11 protein-coding genes and 5 pseudogenes are annotated in these 16,700 nt (G+C 69.3%); 5 read left to right on the top strand and 11 right to left on the bottom strand.

Annotated elements, in window-relative coordinates:
- Window positions 1–137: 137 nt before the first annotated feature.
- Window positions 138–719: pseudogene (locus tag CM1CMNOD_RS12500) on the top strand (Fic family protein); the annotation flags it as partial.
- Between the two features lie 214 nt (window positions 720–933).
- Here CM1CMNOD_RS12500 and CM1CMNOD_RS12490 read toward each other — a convergent pair.
- The 3 genes and pseudogenes from CM1CMNOD_RS12490 to CM1CMNOD_RS24460 all read right to left on the bottom strand — a co-directional run.
- Entirely contained in the window at window positions 934–2,049 is a 1,116-nt protein-coding gene (locus tag CM1CMNOD_RS12490; RefSeq protein WP_013873975.1) for a Vms1/Ankzf1 family peptidyl-tRNA hydrolase, read from the bottom strand.
- A gap of 67 nt (window positions 2,050–2,116) precedes the next feature.
- Window positions 2,117–2,299 carry a hypothetical protein gene (locus tag CM1CMNOD_RS12485; protein WP_013873974.1) on the bottom strand — a complete coding sequence of 61 codons (183 nt, stop codon included), beginning with the start codon at window positions 2,297–2,299 and terminating at the stop codon, window positions 2,117–2,119.
- Window positions 2,300–2,375: 76 nt separating this feature from the next.
- Window positions 2,376–2,429 (bottom strand): annotated as a pseudogene (locus tag CM1CMNOD_RS24460) (hypothetical protein); the annotation flags it as partial.
- 167 nt (window positions 2,430–2,596) lie between these two features.
- Here CM1CMNOD_RS24460 and CM1CMNOD_RS24045 point away from each other — a divergent pair.
- The 4 genes and pseudogenes from CM1CMNOD_RS24045 to CM1CMNOD_RS24040 form a co-directional block, all read left to right on the top strand.
- A pseudogene (locus CM1CMNOD_RS24045) lies at window positions 2,597–2,966 on the top strand (hypothetical protein); the annotation flags it as partial.
- 118 nt (window positions 2,967–3,084) lie between these two features.
- Complete coding sequence (locus tag CM1CMNOD_RS12470; RefSeq protein WP_013873973.1) at window positions 3,085–3,333, top strand: AbrB/MazE/SpoVT family DNA-binding domain-containing protein; 249 nt, start codon at window positions 3,085–3,087, stop codon at window positions 3,331–3,333.
- A complete protein-coding gene (locus tag CM1CMNOD_RS12465; RefSeq protein WP_013873972.1) occupies window positions 3,321–3,722 on the top strand; it encodes a type II toxin-antitoxin system VapC family toxin in 402 nt (133 codons plus the stop codon). Before CM1CMNOD_RS12470 ends, CM1CMNOD_RS12465 begins: the two co-directional genes overlap by 13 nt.
- Before the next feature lie 23 nt (window positions 3,723–3,745).
- Window positions 3,746–4,027, top strand: a pseudogene (locus CM1CMNOD_RS24040) (enoyl-CoA hydratase-related protein); the annotation flags it as partial.
- Between the two features lie 394 nt (window positions 4,028–4,421).
- Here the strand turns inward: CM1CMNOD_RS24040 and CM1CMNOD_RS12455 are convergent.
- The 8 genes and pseudogenes from CM1CMNOD_RS12455 to CM1CMNOD_RS12430 all read right to left on the bottom strand — a co-directional run.
- Window positions 4,422–5,051 carry a response regulator gene (locus CM1CMNOD_RS12455; RefSeq protein WP_165440849.1) on the bottom strand — a complete coding sequence of 210 codons (630 nt, stop codon included), beginning with the start codon at window positions 5,049–5,051 and terminating at the stop codon, window positions 4,422–4,424.
- Between the two features lie 10 nt (window positions 5,052–5,061).
- Entirely contained in the window at window positions 5,062–9,855 is a 4,794-nt protein-coding gene (locus CM1CMNOD_RS12450; protein ID WP_013873970.1) for a protein kinase domain-containing protein, read from the bottom strand.
- A gap of 205 nt (window positions 9,856–10,060) precedes the next feature.
- Entirely contained in the window at window positions 10,061–10,948 is an 888-nt protein-coding gene (locus tag CM1CMNOD_RS12445) for an SMP-30/gluconolactonase/LRE family protein (protein ID WP_013873969.1), read from the bottom strand.
- A 10-nt stretch (window positions 10,949–10,958) separates the two neighbouring features.
- On the bottom strand, window positions 10,959–12,404 hold the full coding sequence (locus tag CM1CMNOD_RS12440; protein WP_013873968.1) for an aldehyde dehydrogenase family protein: 1,446 nt from the start codon (window positions 12,402–12,404) through the stop codon (window positions 10,959–10,961).
- Window positions 12,401–12,931: a hypothetical protein gene (locus CM1CMNOD_RS21785; RefSeq protein ID WP_013873967.1), complete on the bottom strand. Its 531-nt coding sequence runs from the start codon at window positions 12,929–12,931 to the stop codon at window positions 12,401–12,403. Before CM1CMNOD_RS21785 ends, CM1CMNOD_RS12440 begins: the two co-directional genes overlap by 4 nt.
- Window positions 12,928–13,959 (bottom strand): phosphotransferase family protein, encoded by a 1,032-nt coding sequence (locus CM1CMNOD_RS12435; RefSeq protein ID WP_013873966.1) that lies wholly within the window; start codon window positions 13,957–13,959, stop codon window positions 12,928–12,930. Before CM1CMNOD_RS12435 ends, CM1CMNOD_RS21785 begins: the two co-directional genes overlap by 4 nt.
- Complete coding sequence (locus CM1CMNOD_RS21780; protein ID WP_013873965.1) at window positions 13,956–15,065, bottom strand: hypothetical protein; 1,110 nt, start codon at window positions 15,063–15,065, stop codon at window positions 13,956–13,958. Before CM1CMNOD_RS21780 ends, CM1CMNOD_RS12435 begins: the two co-directional genes overlap by 4 nt.
- A pseudogene (locus CM1CMNOD_RS12430) lies at window positions 15,062–16,678 on the bottom strand (thiolase C-terminal domain-containing protein); the annotation flags it as partial. The gene CM1CMNOD_RS21780 and the pseudogene CM1CMNOD_RS12430, both read right to left, overlap by 4 nt.
- Window positions 16,679–16,700: the final 22 nt, after the last annotated feature.

Below are 16,700 nucleotides of genomic sequence, written 5' to 3'. Positions count from 1 at the left end.
CCGCGACGGACCCGCCGCCGAGACCGACTTCCGTGACGACTCGACACTGCGTATCCTGACCACCTGACGGGTGCCTTTCGCCTGGGATCCTCGGTTTGGTTTCGCAGCCCCGATTCTCCCTGCGCGACAGGCATTCGATCACTTTCCGCGGCCAACACCCCGCCAACCCTGCGCCGCTACCGGCGAATCTAGGTCTGACCGCCGACGCCGTCGCGGCCTCGAACTCCGTCGAGGGCTTCAGGGTATCCACGATCGACGTCCAGGATCTGATCGACGGCGAGCGAGACGTCGAGGTCTCGGACGAGAACCGTGAAGAGACCCTCGCCTGTCAGCGAATGATGACGTATATCCAGACGCTTCACGATGTCGAGGACTTCAGCTACAGCAAAGGCCTGCTCAACGCTCTGCACTGGATGTTGCAGGGCCACCGCCACGCCGTGCGCAAGCCGGCCGGGCAGTGGCGCCGCGGCCTCGTCCACGCCGCCGACGCCCGCGACCCCGGCATCGCGGCCTACACGGCCCCGGACGCCGGTGCCGTCCCCGCGCTGATGAAGGAACTCACCGACCGGCTCAACACCGACAACAGCACCCATCCGCTGGTGCGAGCGGCCATGGCGCATCTGCACCTTGTGTCCATCCATCCGTGGGCCGACGGGAACGGCCGGATGTCCCGTTCGCTGCAGACGCTCATGATCGCACGCGAGGATGTCCTGGCCCCCGCTTCCCTCAGCCGGCACTTGACATCGCGCGCACGCCCGTGACCCTGAGGAATCCATACACCAGCTGACAGGCAACCCGCGGCCCGGCCGTGGCCCGATCGGTGGTCACCTCGACCGGGCGACGGCCATGCGACAGCGCCTTCATCACCCGTGAAGAACCGTTGGACGGCGCGGGCTCGGTGGCATCGACCATCTCGTCTCATAGGCGGGCGGGTCAGCGGGGTCCGTTCGCCCGCGGGTAGCGCAGCAGGGCGCCGAGGCCCTCGGACGGCCCGTCCGCGAAGCCGGCGGGCAGGACCCGGACCGCCGCGCCGGTGCCCCACGCGGCGCGCACGGCCACGTCCGCCAGCCTGCCAGCGGTCGGCCGGCCGACCCGGCCGGCCAGCATGCCCGCCTCGGCGGCGATATCGGCCGGATCCGGTCCGAACCACGCGACCCGTTCGTCCCCGGGGTCGTCCACGACGAGCAGGGTCCGTGCCTGGGAACGGGCGAGCGCGTCGAGAGCCGCGGTGGCCCCGTCGGCCGCCCGCCCGTGCGCGCGGTCCTCGGCGAAACGGGTGAGCAGACCGGTGGTCCGGGCCCGGGCCTCGGTCTCCACCAGCTCACGCACCTGGCGGTCGTGCAGCCGGTCACCCCGGCTGGGGTGCCGTCCGCCGTGCTCAAGCTGGCGTACCAGCGGGACGACCCGGGGCGGCAGGTGCTCACGCAGCAGCTGCACCGCCCGCACGTCTCCCGCCAGGACGACCAGCGCGGCGTCCACCTGCTCGACCAGCGCCGTCACCGCCTTCGCGACCTGTGCCGCGTTGTGCGCCCACGAGTCCTCGGCGCGATGCTGGTAGCGGCGCTGCGACCAGCCGCCGGGGGCGTTGCGCTCGATCTCGTCGTCGCTGCCCGTGACCTCGCCGGCGAACCGCGGCCCGTCGATGTTCACCCGCAGGTCGGCGCCTGTCCGGTCGGTGAGCACGACCACGCAGGGCACCGTGCGCTGCCAGCAGGCGAGCAGGGGCAGCACGCAGGGCAGCGGCCCCCACACGGCCCGGTCGTCCAGCTGCCCGCGTAGCCGTCGCTCCCAGGCGACCCGGCCATCGGCGGCGAACACCGCGAGAGCGGCATTGTCCGGCCCCAGGCGGGCCACCGTCTCGTCCACCGCGCCCAGCGTCGCGCCGTCCGCCCCGGCCGTGGCCAGCTGATCGCGCAGGCCGCGCCACCGCAGCGCCCGCTCCGGCACGACATCGTCGAGCTCACCCGACAGACCCAGGTAGAACGTTACGAAGGGGCCGGCTGCGGTGAAGAGCTGGCCGATCTCCGCATCCTGCGCGCCTACGGTCACTACGGCCTCCCTGTCACTCGTTGTTCCGGCCGTGGAGTCCCACAGCCGTGAGGCTGTTACGGGACTGCTACGGACGGGCGGAGAGCAGCAGCTCGTGCGCCTGCCGGGCGGCCCGCGCCGCCGTGGCTTCGAAGGGCTCGTCCGTGGTGGGCGGGGACTCCAGCCCGCGGGCGATGGCCCGGACCGCCTCCGTGAGCGTGGCGAGCCGCTGTTCCAGGGCCGCGATTCGCCTTTCGTGATCGTTGGTCATTGTTCTCGCCTTCCCGTCGGTGTGGGCGCACGCCGCGGGCCTCCCCGGGTGGTGGTGGACCCCCGGCGCCCGGCCCCGGGTGGACGAAGCTGACATGGCCGGTGTCGGACCAGCGAGCGGTGAACGGTGAGTCGCCGGCCGGGCGCGGGTGAGGCCATGATTCCCCGCTCCTTGCCTACAAGCATGCAGATCGTTACCTAATATGCTCGATCCGAATACTTTCGGTCGTTACCCACGCCCGGCCCGTCCGAACCACGGACCGGCCGGCAAACCGAGATCGATGGCGGTCGGTGACCGGAGCGTCGACGGTTCCTCGGGTTCGACATCGGGCTGCTCGCCCGCCGGCTCGTCGACGTCACCGGCTGGCTACGCGGCCGGTCGGAGATCGTTCACCTTCCCGTCGGCTACTTCGGGGCCAGCACCGGCGCCGCCGCCGCGCTACCGCCGCCGCGCTACCGGCGCCGCCGCGCTGTGGGTCGCGGCCGAGCCCGGTTCCCACGTCGCCGCCGTCGTCTCCCGCGGCGGCCGGCCCGACCTGGCCGCCGCGAAACTGGCCGCCGCGAAACTGGCGGCCGCGAAACTGGCGGCCGTGCGCGCCCCGACCCTGCTCGTCGTCGGCGGTGACGTCGAACTCGTCCTCGAGATCGACGGGCAGCAGCATGCCGTAGAGCGACAGCAGCTCCGGATCACCGTTGTCCATGCCCGGACCTGCGCATGTGGATGTGCTTCCTGGACGGCGACGCGGACCCTCGGCGTCCTCCGTTCGTCGGACGTAATCTTTACTTATGGCGACGGAAGTAAAGCGGCGGCCCGGTGTCACCCGGGTCTCCCGCAAGCACCAGGTCACCCTGCCTGTCGACGTGCTTCGGGCCGCGGGCCTTGGTCCCGGCGACGAACTCCGGGTGACTGCCGACGGGCGCGGCAGGCTGGTCCTCACCGCTGTTCGGGATCCCCTCGAGGAGCTGATCGGTTCCGCTCCGGGGCTGTCCGCCGTGACCGATCTTGAGACGCTGCGGAACGAATGGGAGCGGTAGTCCTCGACACGAGCGTGATCCTCGCATTGTTCGACCCGCAGGATGCCCTGCACGCCTGTTCAGCCCAGGCGGCTCGCCGTCGGCGCGACGCCGGTGATGTTTTCCTGCTGCCGGCAACCGTGCTGGCCGAGCTGCTCGTGGGCGCCGCGCGCAGGAGCGAGGAGGAGGTTGCCACGCGTCGGCGGCTTACCACCGCCGCGTTCGGGCCGCCGTATCCCGTGGACGAGGCTGTCGCGGTTGCCGCCGCCCTCTGGCGGGCGCGGCACCAGTCCTTACGACTACCGGATGCGCTCGTGCTCGCTACCGCTGACGTCGTCGACGCTGACACCATCCTGACCGGTGACAGGCGCTGGAAGGGCCTCGACAGCCGAGTCGAGGTCGTCCAGTAGGCATTGCCGCCCATGGCGCCGGCGGCCGGACAATGGACGCCACCGAGGCCGAGTCGGCCGGCCTCGTCTCGCGGATCGTGCCCGCCGAGGGTCTCGTCGACGAGGCGCTCGACGTGGCGGAGAAGATCGCGGGAATGTCGACCCCGGTGGCCATGATGGTCAAGGAGGCGGTCAACCGCGCCTTCGAGACCTCGCTGAGCGAGGGCGCCCTGTTCGAACGGCGGACCTTTCACGCCACGTTCGCCACCGCGGACCAGAAGGAGGGCATGGCCGCCTTCACCGAGAAGCGCCGGCCCGTTCCGGGACGAGTGATCGTCCTCCCGGAACGGGCGATCACCATGGGGCGGGGCCGACGCCGGGTTCGGCCCTGCTCGCCGCTGAACGCGTCCGACGCTGCCAGGCCATCGGTGGCCGGCACCCGATCTGTCGGGCGCGGGAACGGCGGGTGTCGAGGAAGGCGGTGATCAGCGCCCGTGACCGTGGGTCCGCCGCCGACTCCAGTGTCGACGGATGAATCGATTCGTTTCCACGGCCGCGCGCCCCGTACGATTTCCGCGATACTGGCCCACGGTGGGGGAGGGGATAGTCCGAGAACACCGACCGCCTTTGTTCTGACAAACACCGTTGTTCTGATGAACACCGTTGTTCTGATGAACACCGGTTGCTCTGATGAATGCCGGAGCCCGTCACCTCGCCGCCTCATCTTACCAGGCCCATCTCTCTGGCCAGGCGTACAAGTTCGGCCCGCGAGCGCAGACCCACCTTTTGTTGAAGCCGATATCGATAGGTCTCCACGGTGCGAACGGAGAGGTCGAGAACCTCGGCCATCTCCGGATTCGTGTGACCGAGGGCAAGCAGGCGCAGGATTTCAGCCTCACGTTCGGAGAGCCCAGCCACCGTGGAAACAGAGCGGCCTTCGACGTTCGTGTCCCTGCCCAACAGAGCGGCCCCGAGCGTCGGGTGAACATACCGTTCGCCCCTGGCGACGTCGTGGATGGCCTGGATCAGCTCGATGTCGGCCGCGGCTTTCAGTACGTAGCCGAGCGCCCCGCTCGCGAATGCCTCTCTCAGGTAGGCGACATCGTCGTGCATCGTGAGCATCAGGACTCTGCTTGCCGGGCTTGCCCCGAGAATTCTCCCGATCGCCGAGATCCCGCTGCCGTCTGGTAGGCCGATGTCCAGGACGACGATATCGGGTTGGAGTCGTCCGGCCGCCGCGACAGCTTCGGCCGCCGTGCCGACGTCCGCGACGACAAGGATCCCGGAGTCCTCGGCGAGCATCCGCTGCAGGCCACCGCGGACGATCCTGTGATCGTCGCAGAGCAGCACCCGTAATCGGTCATTCGTCAAGCGGCACCTCCAGCGAGATCGCTGTGCCCTGCCCCGGGGCGGAGGTCACGCGCAGCGTTCCACCGACCAGAGCCGCCCGTTCTTTCATGCCGAGCAGGCCCAGGCCCCCACCGGAGAGGGCATCCGTACGGAAGCCGATCCCGTCGTCTTCGATCACGACACGTAGGCACCGCTGAGTACGTCCTATGACGACGCTGCATTTCGAGGCCCGGGAGTGCCGGGCGACGTTCGTGACTGCCTCCTGTACCGCCCGGTAGGCCGTTGTCTCGATCTCGGCCGGTAATCGGTCCCCGGGCTCGAGGTTGACGGTCGCGAGTTCGACGCAGGTGTTCCCCGTCACAGCGCTCACGGTCAGCCGTCGGAGGGCGGCCACCAGGCCCAGATCATCCAACACGGTCGGTCTGAGGTCGAAGGCGAGACGCTGAACCGAGCCGAGCGCACCGACGACATGGTGGCGAAGCTCCGCTACCTGTGGCAGCACGTCGTCTGGCCGGACCGATCCCGAATTGTCACTGGAAACAGCGCTTTCCACCAACCGCACGCCCAGCAGCACCGAGGTGAGCGCCTGTCCGACCTCGTCGTGGAGGTCTCGCGCCACCCGTGACCGCTCGGCTTCCTGCGCCGAGATCACCCGAGCGCGTATGTCGCGCTGTAGCTGCTGACGTTCCAGCGCGGCACCGGCCAGACGCGCAACGAATTCGGCGAGCTGTTGCTCCTCCTCACCGAACAGCTTGCCGACCTGCGAGTGCAGCGCCAGGAAGTATCCGACCATCTCGTCCCGTACAAAGACCGGCGCGCAGAGCGCCGACCGGGCGTCCGGAAGAGCCAGTCCGGCATCCGGTTCGAACTCGGTCGCCAGCGGGCGATTCAGAACAAGCGGGCCACGGTGCTCCGCCGCGCGCCGCGCCGCCTCCTGTTCCTCGGCGGACGCCGCTGAATGGCCTGGACGCCAGTCCGTGGTGAGTCCGACGACACGACAGCGTTCAGCGCGCAGCAGGGTCTGGGTGGTCTCACGGATCGCCCGCACGGTCGCCTCCGCCGAGTCGCTGGACGCGAGCAGGACACCGGCCTCGAGCAGCGCCGCGAACCGCTCGGCCAGACCCAGGGTGGACAGAGCCGGCGGCGCGGCGCCCAGACCCGGTTCGGGGTAGCCCTCGCCACCGGACGCCTCACCGGTCAGCTCGAGGCGGGCGGCCTGCAGGTTGGTTTCCGCCAGCTCCGCACCTGCCTCACGCCGTCTCGCCCATGCCGCGCTGCGCCTGAGATGTCGGCGGGCTCGACGCCGGTGCCCGGACAGGGCGCACACCATGCCCAGCTCACGCAACGCATGGGGCAGATCGTTGGGATAGAGCTTTCCGTAGCGCACCGCTCGACGGGCCGATTTTCGTGCGCGCCGGAGTCGTGCCCGTCGGACGTGCGGTAGAAGCGGCTGCTCGGCCGCCTCTCGATGCAGGGTCGCCAGCCACGCGAAGACCGGCACCAGATGGGTGCTCGTGGGCTGCGCACGGCTCACCAGGCGCGCCGCGCCTGACAGGCTCCTGATCGCCTGCTCGAGCTGGCCCGTGTGACGAAGGCGCAGGGCTTCGGCAAGCAGAGCCGCCACCGTCACTTCGATGTCGTCGCCGCGCCGGCCCAGGGCGGCCTGTGTCTGAACGGCCGTGACGCGGCCCTCGGTCACTTTCGCGAGAACTTCCAGCGCGGTGATCTGCGCGTGCGCGTCGCCGATCTCGACTCCGATGTCGAACAGCCGGCGGGCCTCCCGCCGTGCCTCGCCCAGCCGGCCCAGACGGTAGAGGCAGACCGCCCGCGTACGCGTGGCGAAGCCCAGTTCCCACCGGTCGCCAAGCTGATCCAGGATGCGAACCGCGTCGCCAGCGGCTTCGGCGGCCTTCCGGTACTGGCCGGCCGCATGCAGAACACATGCTCGCATACTCGCGACGTGTCCTTCTCCGTGCGGATCTCCCTGGCTCCGGTAGATCCACGCCGCGTGATCTATATAGCGCATGGCACGGCGACAGAAAAACGGGAAGGTAAGAGCGAGCGCGGCTCCATAGACGGAACTCGCGTGTGCGAGCTCGGTGGTGTTGCGGCAGCGTTCCGCTATGTTGATCTGACGCAGTATGAGACACAGGGTCTCGGGACGCCGCGAATGGAACCATCTTGGATACTGCAGGCGAGTGTAGAGGTGCGCTTTGAGCCGGTTGCTTCGAAGCTCCGAGTCGGACTGCCGGTGAAAGCTGAACCTCCGGAAGCGTCGGGTGACGCGCCGTATAATCTCCCAGGAAAGCCGCAGGAACAGCTGTATCCGACCGCCCTCGGGCACCCATTCGCCCAGGGCTCGAAGACCGGATTCTATGTGGGCGGCCGCACCCGCGAGATCGTCCCTTCGGAACACCAGCTGCCCCAGCTGACCTTCGATCCAGGCGAACTCGAGGCTGTCCCCGGCCAGCTCGCGTGCTCGCTGGAACCGGGCGGCTGCCTCGTCGTAGCATCCGCGCAGCATGAGGATCTGGCCGAGTGCTTCGACGAGGGCGTACCGGACTTCCCTCGGTGCGGCGTCCATTCCCCGTTCCGCTATCCGGTACTGGCGCTCCGCCAGTTCGAAGTCGTGACGCGCCCGGGCGGCCGCGGCGGACTGGACGGCATGGGCGAACGCACGCCGAGGCTCGCCCGCGGCGTCGAAATGGTAGGCGAGATCGAACGCCCGTCCGGGCTCGCGGAGCTCGATCTCCTCGGCTGCACGCCGATGCAGCTCTGTGAGCTCGATCGGGTCGAGACCGGCCAGGAGGCTCGCCCGCAGCCTGTCGTGCGCAAAACAGTACCTCCCTTCGGGGCCGGCCCATACCAGATTGCGGTCAATGGCCTGTCTGATCGCTTCGGCTGCTTCGTCCTGCCGTTGCCCGACGAGCCGGGCGGCAAGCCCCAGGTCGAACTCACGCCCCAGCACGGCTCCCGCGTCGAGTAGCAGGCGCGTCGCCTCCGCCAGGAGCGCAAAGCGCCGCGCGAGAAATGCCGCGGTCTTGCGCGAGGCCTGCCAGCCACCCGGGACCGGATGGAACCGCCACCCGTGCGTGCTCGGTGTCAGGGCATTCACCTCGACCAGCCCGCGAAGCACCGCCGAAATCATCAGCGGGTTTCCACGCGACAGTTCGACCACGACCTCTGTGGCGTCCGCCGGCACCCTGCCGGCCATCGACTCGACGACCTGACCGATCTGGCACGGGTTCAGGGACGGAAGGTGCAGGCACTCGATCCCCGGGACCTCCGTCAGCCGCTGGTGTGCTCCGGGCTCCTCTGGTCTGATCGCCGCCACCACGAGTACGTGCCGCCGCGGGAGCCCGTCTCCCACGTTGTGCTTCGCCCATGCCTCCAGCAGCCGCAGTGTCAGTTCGTCAGCCCACTGGCAGTCGTCGATCACGACGACTGCCGGGCGTGCCGCGGTGCCCAGTGCGTCCAACAGCGAGACGAGCGCTGCCACGAGATGGGCCCGCGCGAGCGATTCCGGTATCCGAGTTCCCACGCCGGTGCCACCGAGGACGTCGCCCAGTTCCGGAAGCGCGTCACACAGCGGACCAGCCGCGTCCGCCAGCCGTTCGGCCAGGTCGGCGCCGAACCCGGGCTCGGCGCCCACCTGCTTGAGCAGGTCACTGACGATACCGGCGAGCATGTGCAGCGGCTGCTGGGCGGAGCGTTCTATTCCCCGCCCACGGAAAACCCGGGCGCCCCCGGCGGCCGCGCGTTGACAGAACTCGTCGAGTACCCGTGTCTTGCCGCCACCTGAGCTGGCCTGAACGACCACTGTGGCGGCGCCGCCGTGACGGGCCTTCGCCAGCCACTGGTGCAGTGTCTCCAGCTCGCTCTCCCGCCCGGTGAGCGCAGGCTCGGTCAGGCTCTCCCGCGCGTCATGAGCCCCGACCGGGATGCCCGGCTCCGCGATTCCCCTGCGCAGGGCGTTGTCCAACTGATCGACATCCGCCAGAGCGGCCCACGCCGAGCGATAGCGATCATCGGGATCCTTGCGCAGGAGCCTGCGCAGAATCTCTTCCAGTGCCTGCGGTATCGAGACGCCCAGCGTGCGCAGCGACGGTACGGCGGTCGACAGCTGCTGACGAAGAACTTCGCGGACGTCGCTCCCGTCGAACGGAGGGTGTCCCACCAGGCATTCAAAGAGGACGATACCGGTCGAATACAGATCCGACCGGCAGTCGACGGGTCTGTCCAGAATGTCAGCCAGTTCGGGCGCCATGTAGCGGGACGAGGACGCGGGATCGTTGAGCGATCCCGGGGTCGGGGAGATGCTCGACACCAGACCGAAGTCGACCAGTGTCGCCACCCGCAGGGGGGAACCGTCGTCGACCACTATGTTGGCGGGCCTGACGTCACGGTGAACCAGGCCATGATCATGGAATCGGGCCAGTGAGCGCAGTACCTGGCGAGCGACGGTAAGGCAGTCGAGGACGCCCATGGTGCCGACGGTCAGTCGCTGTTGTAACGAGATCCCGTCGACGTACGGCCTGACCAGATAGACGTGCCCGGTATCCTCGAGCGTGTTGACCACGGTGGCGATGCCAGGCTCTTCCAGGCGCCTGATCAGTGATATCTCGTGCGTCAGACGACGCCGGTTCTCGACCGGCAGCGACCCGAGTTCGACGGACCTGACAACCACCTGGACGCCCGTGCGGCGGTCGGACGCCAGCAGTGTCTCCGCTCCGGCGCAACGCTTGAGTACCCGCACAACGTCGTACCGGGCCAACAGTCCTGGGCCGGCTGGCGTGTCACCCATGGCAGCTTACCCCGATCCGCGCCGATCCGGACGTCCATGTTGTTTTCTCGCGACTGCGGACTCTGGTTCTCCGTATTTGTTCGAAATGTTTTGCTACTTCGCGTCCTGGTCTTCGCAGGTAGGGTTCAAATATGGTCACAAATGCATAAACAATCGGTTGTTTTTAGCATAGTGGCGTAGGACACACCATGTCAACGGTGCCCGGTCACGGTCTGCCTTCGGAGCGCGGAACGTCGACCGTGTGCACGTACAGCTCCCCTTCCTTGGCAGCCTTCCGCTCGTGCTCGGCAAAGCTCGGCGCGGTGCAGGCCAGCAGGGTCCGGCCGTCTTCGCCGCCCAGGGTGCAGGAGTACAGGCCGAGGCCGCCAGGCGCGTGGACCTCGTCGACGACCTTTCCGCCGGGCGCGACCCGGCAGGCGCGCCCGTTGAGCGCGTCAGCCACCCAGATGTGCCCCTCGGCGTCGAGCACACAACCGTCCGGAGCGAAGTCGGTCCGCACGATGGTCTCGATCGACTCGTAGGAGGGCTCCGTGCCCACCTGGCTCCACACCCGCCGGTCCCGCAGGCTGCCGTCCCGGTCGATGGTGAAGGCGGTGAATCGCCCGCCGAAAGTTTCGGCCACGATCAACGTGTCGTTTTCCGGCGTGACCACCATCCCGTTGGGGAATCGGAGGTCCTGGGCCGCGACGTGCACCGATCCGTCCGGATCGACGCGGAGGATGTCACCAGGCTTCGGCGTCGCCCCGGCGAACAGGTCGAAACCGAAGGTGCCGACATATGCCCGGCCGAACCCGTCCACAACCATGTCGTTGATGTACTGCGCGGACAGTGCGGACAGGTCCGCGTGCTGCGAGACCACGCCGTCCGGCGACAGGCGCAGAATTCGGCGGTCCGTCATCGAAGCGACGAGCAGCGAGCCTTCCGGAAGCCAGCCCAGGCCGGACGGCTGGTTCGGCACGGTCACGACGTGCTCGGCCCGCCCGTCGACGCCGACCCGCAGTACCTCGTGGGCATACAGGTCGGACACGTACCACGAGCCGTCGTGCCAGCGGGGCCCTTCGAAGAACAGACCGCCCTCGAGCAGCTTCTCCATGACAGTCACCTCAGGTCCTTGGATGTGAGTGTTGTTTCCGGGACAGGATCGAGACGCTGATCGTCTTCAGCTCGCTGTAGTGGTCGAGGCCGATCTGGCCGTTGGCACGGCCCACACCGCTCTGCTTCGTCCCGCCGAACGGCACCTCCGGCGACACGAGACCGTGCCGGTTCACCCAGACGGAACCCGCGTCGAGCGACGCCGCGACCCGCTCTCCCCGTTCCGCGTCCGACGTCCACACCGAGCCGCCCAGGCCGAAGTCGGTGTCGTTGGCCGCCGCGACGGCCTCGTCCACCTCGGCGAAGGGCAGCACCGGCAGCACCGGGCCGAACTGCTCCTCGGCGACCAGCGCGGTCTCGGGACCCACCGCGGTCACCACTGTCGGGCGGTAGAAGTAGCCGGGTCCCTCCACCACCCGGCCGCCGGCGGCGACGCGACCACCAGCGGCCACCGCGTCCTCGGTCAGCGCCCGTACCCGGTCGAACTGCGCGCGGTTCGACAGCGGTCCCATCGTCACCTCGGGGTCGAACGGATCACCGGTCACGACGGAGTCCGCGATCGTGGCAAGCGCCTCGACGAACGGCTCGAACACGTCCTGGTGGACGTAGAGCCTCTTGATCGCGGCGCACACCTGTCCAGCCCGGTAGAAGGCGCCCTGGAAGACCCTGGCGGCGACCTTCGGGATGTCGACGTCCGGTAACACGACCGCGGCGTCGTTGCCCCCCAGCTCCAGCGAGAGCCGCTTGAGCCGGGGCGCCGCGGCAGCCATGATCGCTCTGCCGGCCCGGATGCTGCCGGTGAAGGAGATCATTCCGATGGCCGGGTGGGCCACGAGCGACTCGCCCAGCCGGTCGTCGCCGGGGAGCACGCTCAGCACACCCGGGGGGATGTGGTCGGCCAGCAGCGACGCCAGCAACACGGTTGTCAGCGGTGCCAACGGTGAGGGCTTCACGATCACGGTGTTGCCGGCGGCGAACGCTGTGCTGATCTTCTCCGCGCAGATCAGCAGTGGTGCGTTCCACGGGATCACGGCACCGACGATGCCGATCGGCGCGCGGTGGACGCGCACCCGTTGACGCGCGTCGTCGTGTACCAGGTCGACGGCGGGCGGGGTTGCCGCGCGGTAGCTGGCGAACGCGGCGGCGCCGGCTGCCTCGAGCGTGGTGTCCCGGACCGGGACGCCGGTCTCCAAACTGATCGTCCGGGCCAGCAGGTCGCGGTTCTCGGTGATCACCCGGGCGATGGTCTCGAGGGTCTCCCGTCGCAGGGCCGGGTCCCGACTCCAGGTGGTGCCGGCCTTCCGGGCCGCGGCAACGGCCGCCTCGAGCAGGTCGACGGAGCCGGCCGGGCAGTCCGCGGCCCGCTCACCGGTCGCCGGGTTGACCACCGGGATGGTCTCGTCGGCGGGCACCGGTCGGCCGTCCACCCACAGCGTGGGTACGTCCACAGTGGTCACTGATCGGCTCCTTCGGAGTGTGAACGGGGTGCGGGCGCGCCCGCGGCGGGCGGAAACACCGCCTGCCAGGCCTGGCGCCTGCGGGCATGGCCGCCCAGACAGGAGTAGAACCGCCTGAGCAGATATCTCGCCGCCACCCGTCCCGGTTCGGAGGTGCTCGGGTCGGACGCGTAGCGCTGGACGGCGACCAGCCGCGCGGAGCTCAGGGCTCTGGCGTCCCGCCACAGCTCACCGACCTCGGTCAGGTTCAGACTGGCCGACGCGACGACGCGAGCGGCCAGTTCGGTGCACCCGTTGGTGGTGTCCGCGAGCTCCAGCAACCGTCCGATCCGCTCGCAGTACGCGATGAGGTCCCAGGTCTCGGCAATCAGCAGCAGGTGTCGGTCGTTGAGCTCGGTCTCGACCGTCTCAAGCAGTTTCACCGTCGCGCGCAGCTCACCGGCCAGCTCGCCGGGCACCGCGGGAAGGATCTTCGCGGTGAGAAACGCGCGGACACCGGACAGCGTCGAGAGACCGTCGAGCGTCATGATGGTTGCGCCTCGCCCAGGGTGGCCTGGAGCAGCTCCGCGAGCTGCGCCTCGATGTGGTGCAGACCGCGGCCCATCAGCCGTAGCGTGGGGCTGGCCAGCGGTCCGCCGCGCGTGACACCGGTCAGGAAGATGGCCGCCAGCTTGACCAGCGCGAAGATCCGCCAGGGCAGCAGGGCCTCGGGGTCGATCGCGGTGCCGGTCTCCTCCTGGTAGGTGGCCAGGTACTCCTGGACCGACAACAGGCCGCCCACCAGATCCCACCGGGTGGTCCACAGCATCGTCCAGGCGATGTCCTCGAGCGGATCACCGAGGTGTGCCAGTTCCCAGTCCAGCACGGTGACGTTGCCATCGGCGCCGAGCAGGAGGTTGTTCGTCTTGAAATCGCCGTGCACGAGACACCGCCGCGACGTTTTCGGTGGGCGGTCGCGCAGCAGTTCCGTCGCCGCCCGTAGCAGCGGGCCGGGATCGACGCTCGAGGCGTCGATCTCCCGGGCCCACCTCTCGATCTCGTGGAGCGTGCCCCGCGCGGACCTGGCCAGCGGCGGCAGACAGTCCTGCCAGTCCAGCCGGTGCAGCCTCGCCTGCAGGCGCACCAGCTCCACGCCCAGGCGGTGCCGATCGGTCTCGGGGTGGGTCGCCAGGTGCTTGCGGATGTCGGTCCCGTCCACCCGATCGATGATCATGAACGGCTGGGTGAGCGGTGAATCCTCGGTGACGCACCACCGTGGCCGAGGCACCGGTACGGCGAGCCGGTCCAGCGTGGCGAGCAGGTCGAACTCCGCACGCAGGTCGCCGTCCAGCATGCCCCGCTCGATGCTCCTGCGCAGCACGAGCCTGTGGAGCTCCTGGCGCTCACCGTCCCGGAGGTCGAACGCCCAGGTCTCGTGCGCCGTGCCGCCAGCGAGCCTGCGCAGGCCCGTCAGATCGACCTGGCGGTCCAGCTGCGCGCCGAGGAACTCACGCAGTGACACCTCGAGCCCGGCTTCGTAGGACGAGGGACACCGGTTCGACACCGCCGTGCTCACGAGTACAGCCCGTAGCGTGGGAAGTCCCCGTACACCTGGGTCTCGAACGTGCCGTATCCCACCTCGCCGGTGCTCGCCTCCATCCTGCACAGCACGTGTGCCGGGCCGATTCCGATCGTCACCGCGGGGTCGGTGAGGTCGAAGGACACCGAGTCGACCCAGTTCTGGCCCCGGTACGCGCCGTGGCGCCACGGGTCCGGGCCGCCGTAGCCGGTGCCGGCCCGCAGGTAGGCGCCGGGGTGGAGCGGGGTGAGGGCAACCGTGGTCCGCCTCCCGTCCACGTCGCGGAAGGACACGGACCCCCCGCGCAGCTCACGGGTGTCCGGGTCGAACTTCAGCTCGTGCTCCGGCGCACCGAGCTCGAGCGCCTCGCCCCCGTCGGCCAGCGACGGCGCCTGCCGCACGGTCTCGATCTCGCGCCGGCCGTCGGCGTGTTCGGAAAGGCTGAAGTGGACGGTCCGGCTCTCGAACTGCATGGGTGACCAGATCCACAGCGGCGGTCGGTCCCGGCCCAGTCTGCGCGCCTGCGCGAGACCGGCCGGTTCCCGCTCCATGCCCATGGACCGCACACCCCATGACCGGTCCCGGGCACCCCACCAGGTGTCCGGGCCGACCTCGAGACGTGAGCCGTCGACCGTGAGGAACCCGTTCCAGGTGCCTGTCTGGATCAGGCGCGTACCCTGCTCCACGACTCGGCCGAGCAGGCGGCTGAACAGGGGCGGCTCCTCGACAGGGGCCGCCACGGCCTGCCATTCCAGATCAAGTTCGACGGCCTGACCGCGGGGTTCGCCGCGAAACCTCAGGCGACGCAGCCCCTCGACCACCTCAAGGGTGAACGGACCGACCGCCGACGTGTCGAGCCGGTCGGTGCCGAGTTCCCGGGACGCGCGGGTGGTGTACTGGGTGACCCTCGTGGCGACCGAGGCAAAGGCGTCGATCACCCCCAGGTTGGGATACGCACCCATGCCCAGGAGAAAGAATATGCTGCCGTCCCGTGAGTGGCCGGTCAGGAAATGCCGATCGTAGAACCGCCGGTCGCTGGTACCGACGAACCGCACGGGATCCGGAGTCTGGTGGATCAGGAAATCGTCAGCCGGGCCAATCATCGTTGAACTCCTGACCTGCGTCTGGTGGACCGTCGACGCTCGCCGGTGAGCAGCATGCAGTTCGCTGGTATTCCGCCGCCGCAGGTGACGACGGCAACCTCCGCCCCCGCGACCTGACGAAGACCGGCGTCCCCCCGCAGCTGAACCACCGCCTCGTACAGCTGCCCATAGCCATTGCTCCGGCCGGACGAGAGCTGCCCGCCGTGCGGGTTCACCGGCAGGTCGCCGCCCGGCCCGATCCGGGTACCGTCCGACACGAAATCACTCGCCTCTCCCGGACCGCAGAAACCGAGCGCCTCGATCCAGGAGAGGACGTTGAAGGTGAACCCGTCGTAGAGATTCGCCAGGTCGACGTCCTCGCGGGACACGCCGCTGCGGCTCCACAGATGAGCGGCCGGGCCGAAGACGTTCGGCTGGTGTGTCAACGTTCCCTGGTCCCAGGACTGGACCTCGGTGAGCCGGGTTCCGACCGCGTCGACCCGAACCACTGGTTGGCGCAGGTCCGCCACCGTGTCCGCCGCGGAGACAACCACCGCATAGGCGGCGTCACACGGCACATCGCAGTCGAAGATCCCGAACGGCGTCGATATCGCCCGACCGGCGAAATAGGCATCCGCGTCCAGCGGGTCGGAGTACAGCGCGTCCGGGTTGCGCCGCGCGTGCCGACGCGACGCCACCGCCACCCAGCACAGCGCTTCCCGGCCGACCCCGTAGCGGGTGAGGTACTGGGACGCGGCCAGCGCCACCCAGTTGGCCGGGGACACCGCGCCGAACGGCTCCTGCCACTGGGCCTCGCCGTGGATCCGGCCCCCGGCGGCCGCCGGGTACAGGCCGGGGCGCTGCCGGGTCCCGACCGAGGACCAGCACAGCACGTGCCTGCACAGCCCGGCCGCGACCGCGAGCATGGCCTCGATCACCACACCGGTCTGCCCCGGCACCTCGTGCGCGCCGCTGTACCAGGCTGGATCGATCGAAAGAGCCCGCCCGACCGTCACCGTTGCCGTGTCAGCGCTGCCCGGCCCGCCGAAGGCACCCGGATAGGCACACAGCCCGTCGATCTCGGCCGCCGACAGCCCCGCGTCGTCGACCGCGGCGCGGCAGGCGGCCAACACCAGTTCCAGCCCGGACTGCGAAAGGCGCCTTCCGCACGGGGACCGTCCGATCCCCGACAGCACCGCCCGGTGCTCGAAGCGCCGGCTCGGCCGCGACGGCGCGACGAGCCGCTCCGGCTCCGGGACCCGGCCGTCCCGTGTCTCACCACCGGTCGGGGCGAAGACCGGCAGCCACACGTCCTCGACCTGTCGGAACAGCACTCGGACGGGCATTCCGACATGGACGGTGGAATGTCCGCAGCCGACGATGTTCGTCGTGAGCCGCACCCGTGGGTCCTCGACAAGCGCCACGACCGCGATGACATATGGCGGCAGGAGCTCCGGGGTCCACCGCTGATGGTTGACGGTGTAGGCGACCACCGTTGCCTCACCGGACACCGGGACGCTGTCGAGTTCGGTGTCACCGCATGCCGGACACAGCTCGTGGGACGGGTGCAGAAGCCGTGAGCACGTCACGCACCGGCCTGCTCGTAGCCGTCCGTCCGCGCCCGAGGTCCAGAACGGTCACGAGGGCCCGTCGAGC

Source organism: Protofrankia symbiont of Coriaria myrtifolia (genome assembly GCF_900634755.1).
Classification (GTDB): Bacteria; Actinomycetota; Actinomycetes; order Frankiales; family Frankiaceae; genus Protofrankia; species Protofrankia coriariae.
Note: the sequence above shows the minus strand (reverse complement) of the source record. Positions and strands in the feature narration are given on the sequence as shown.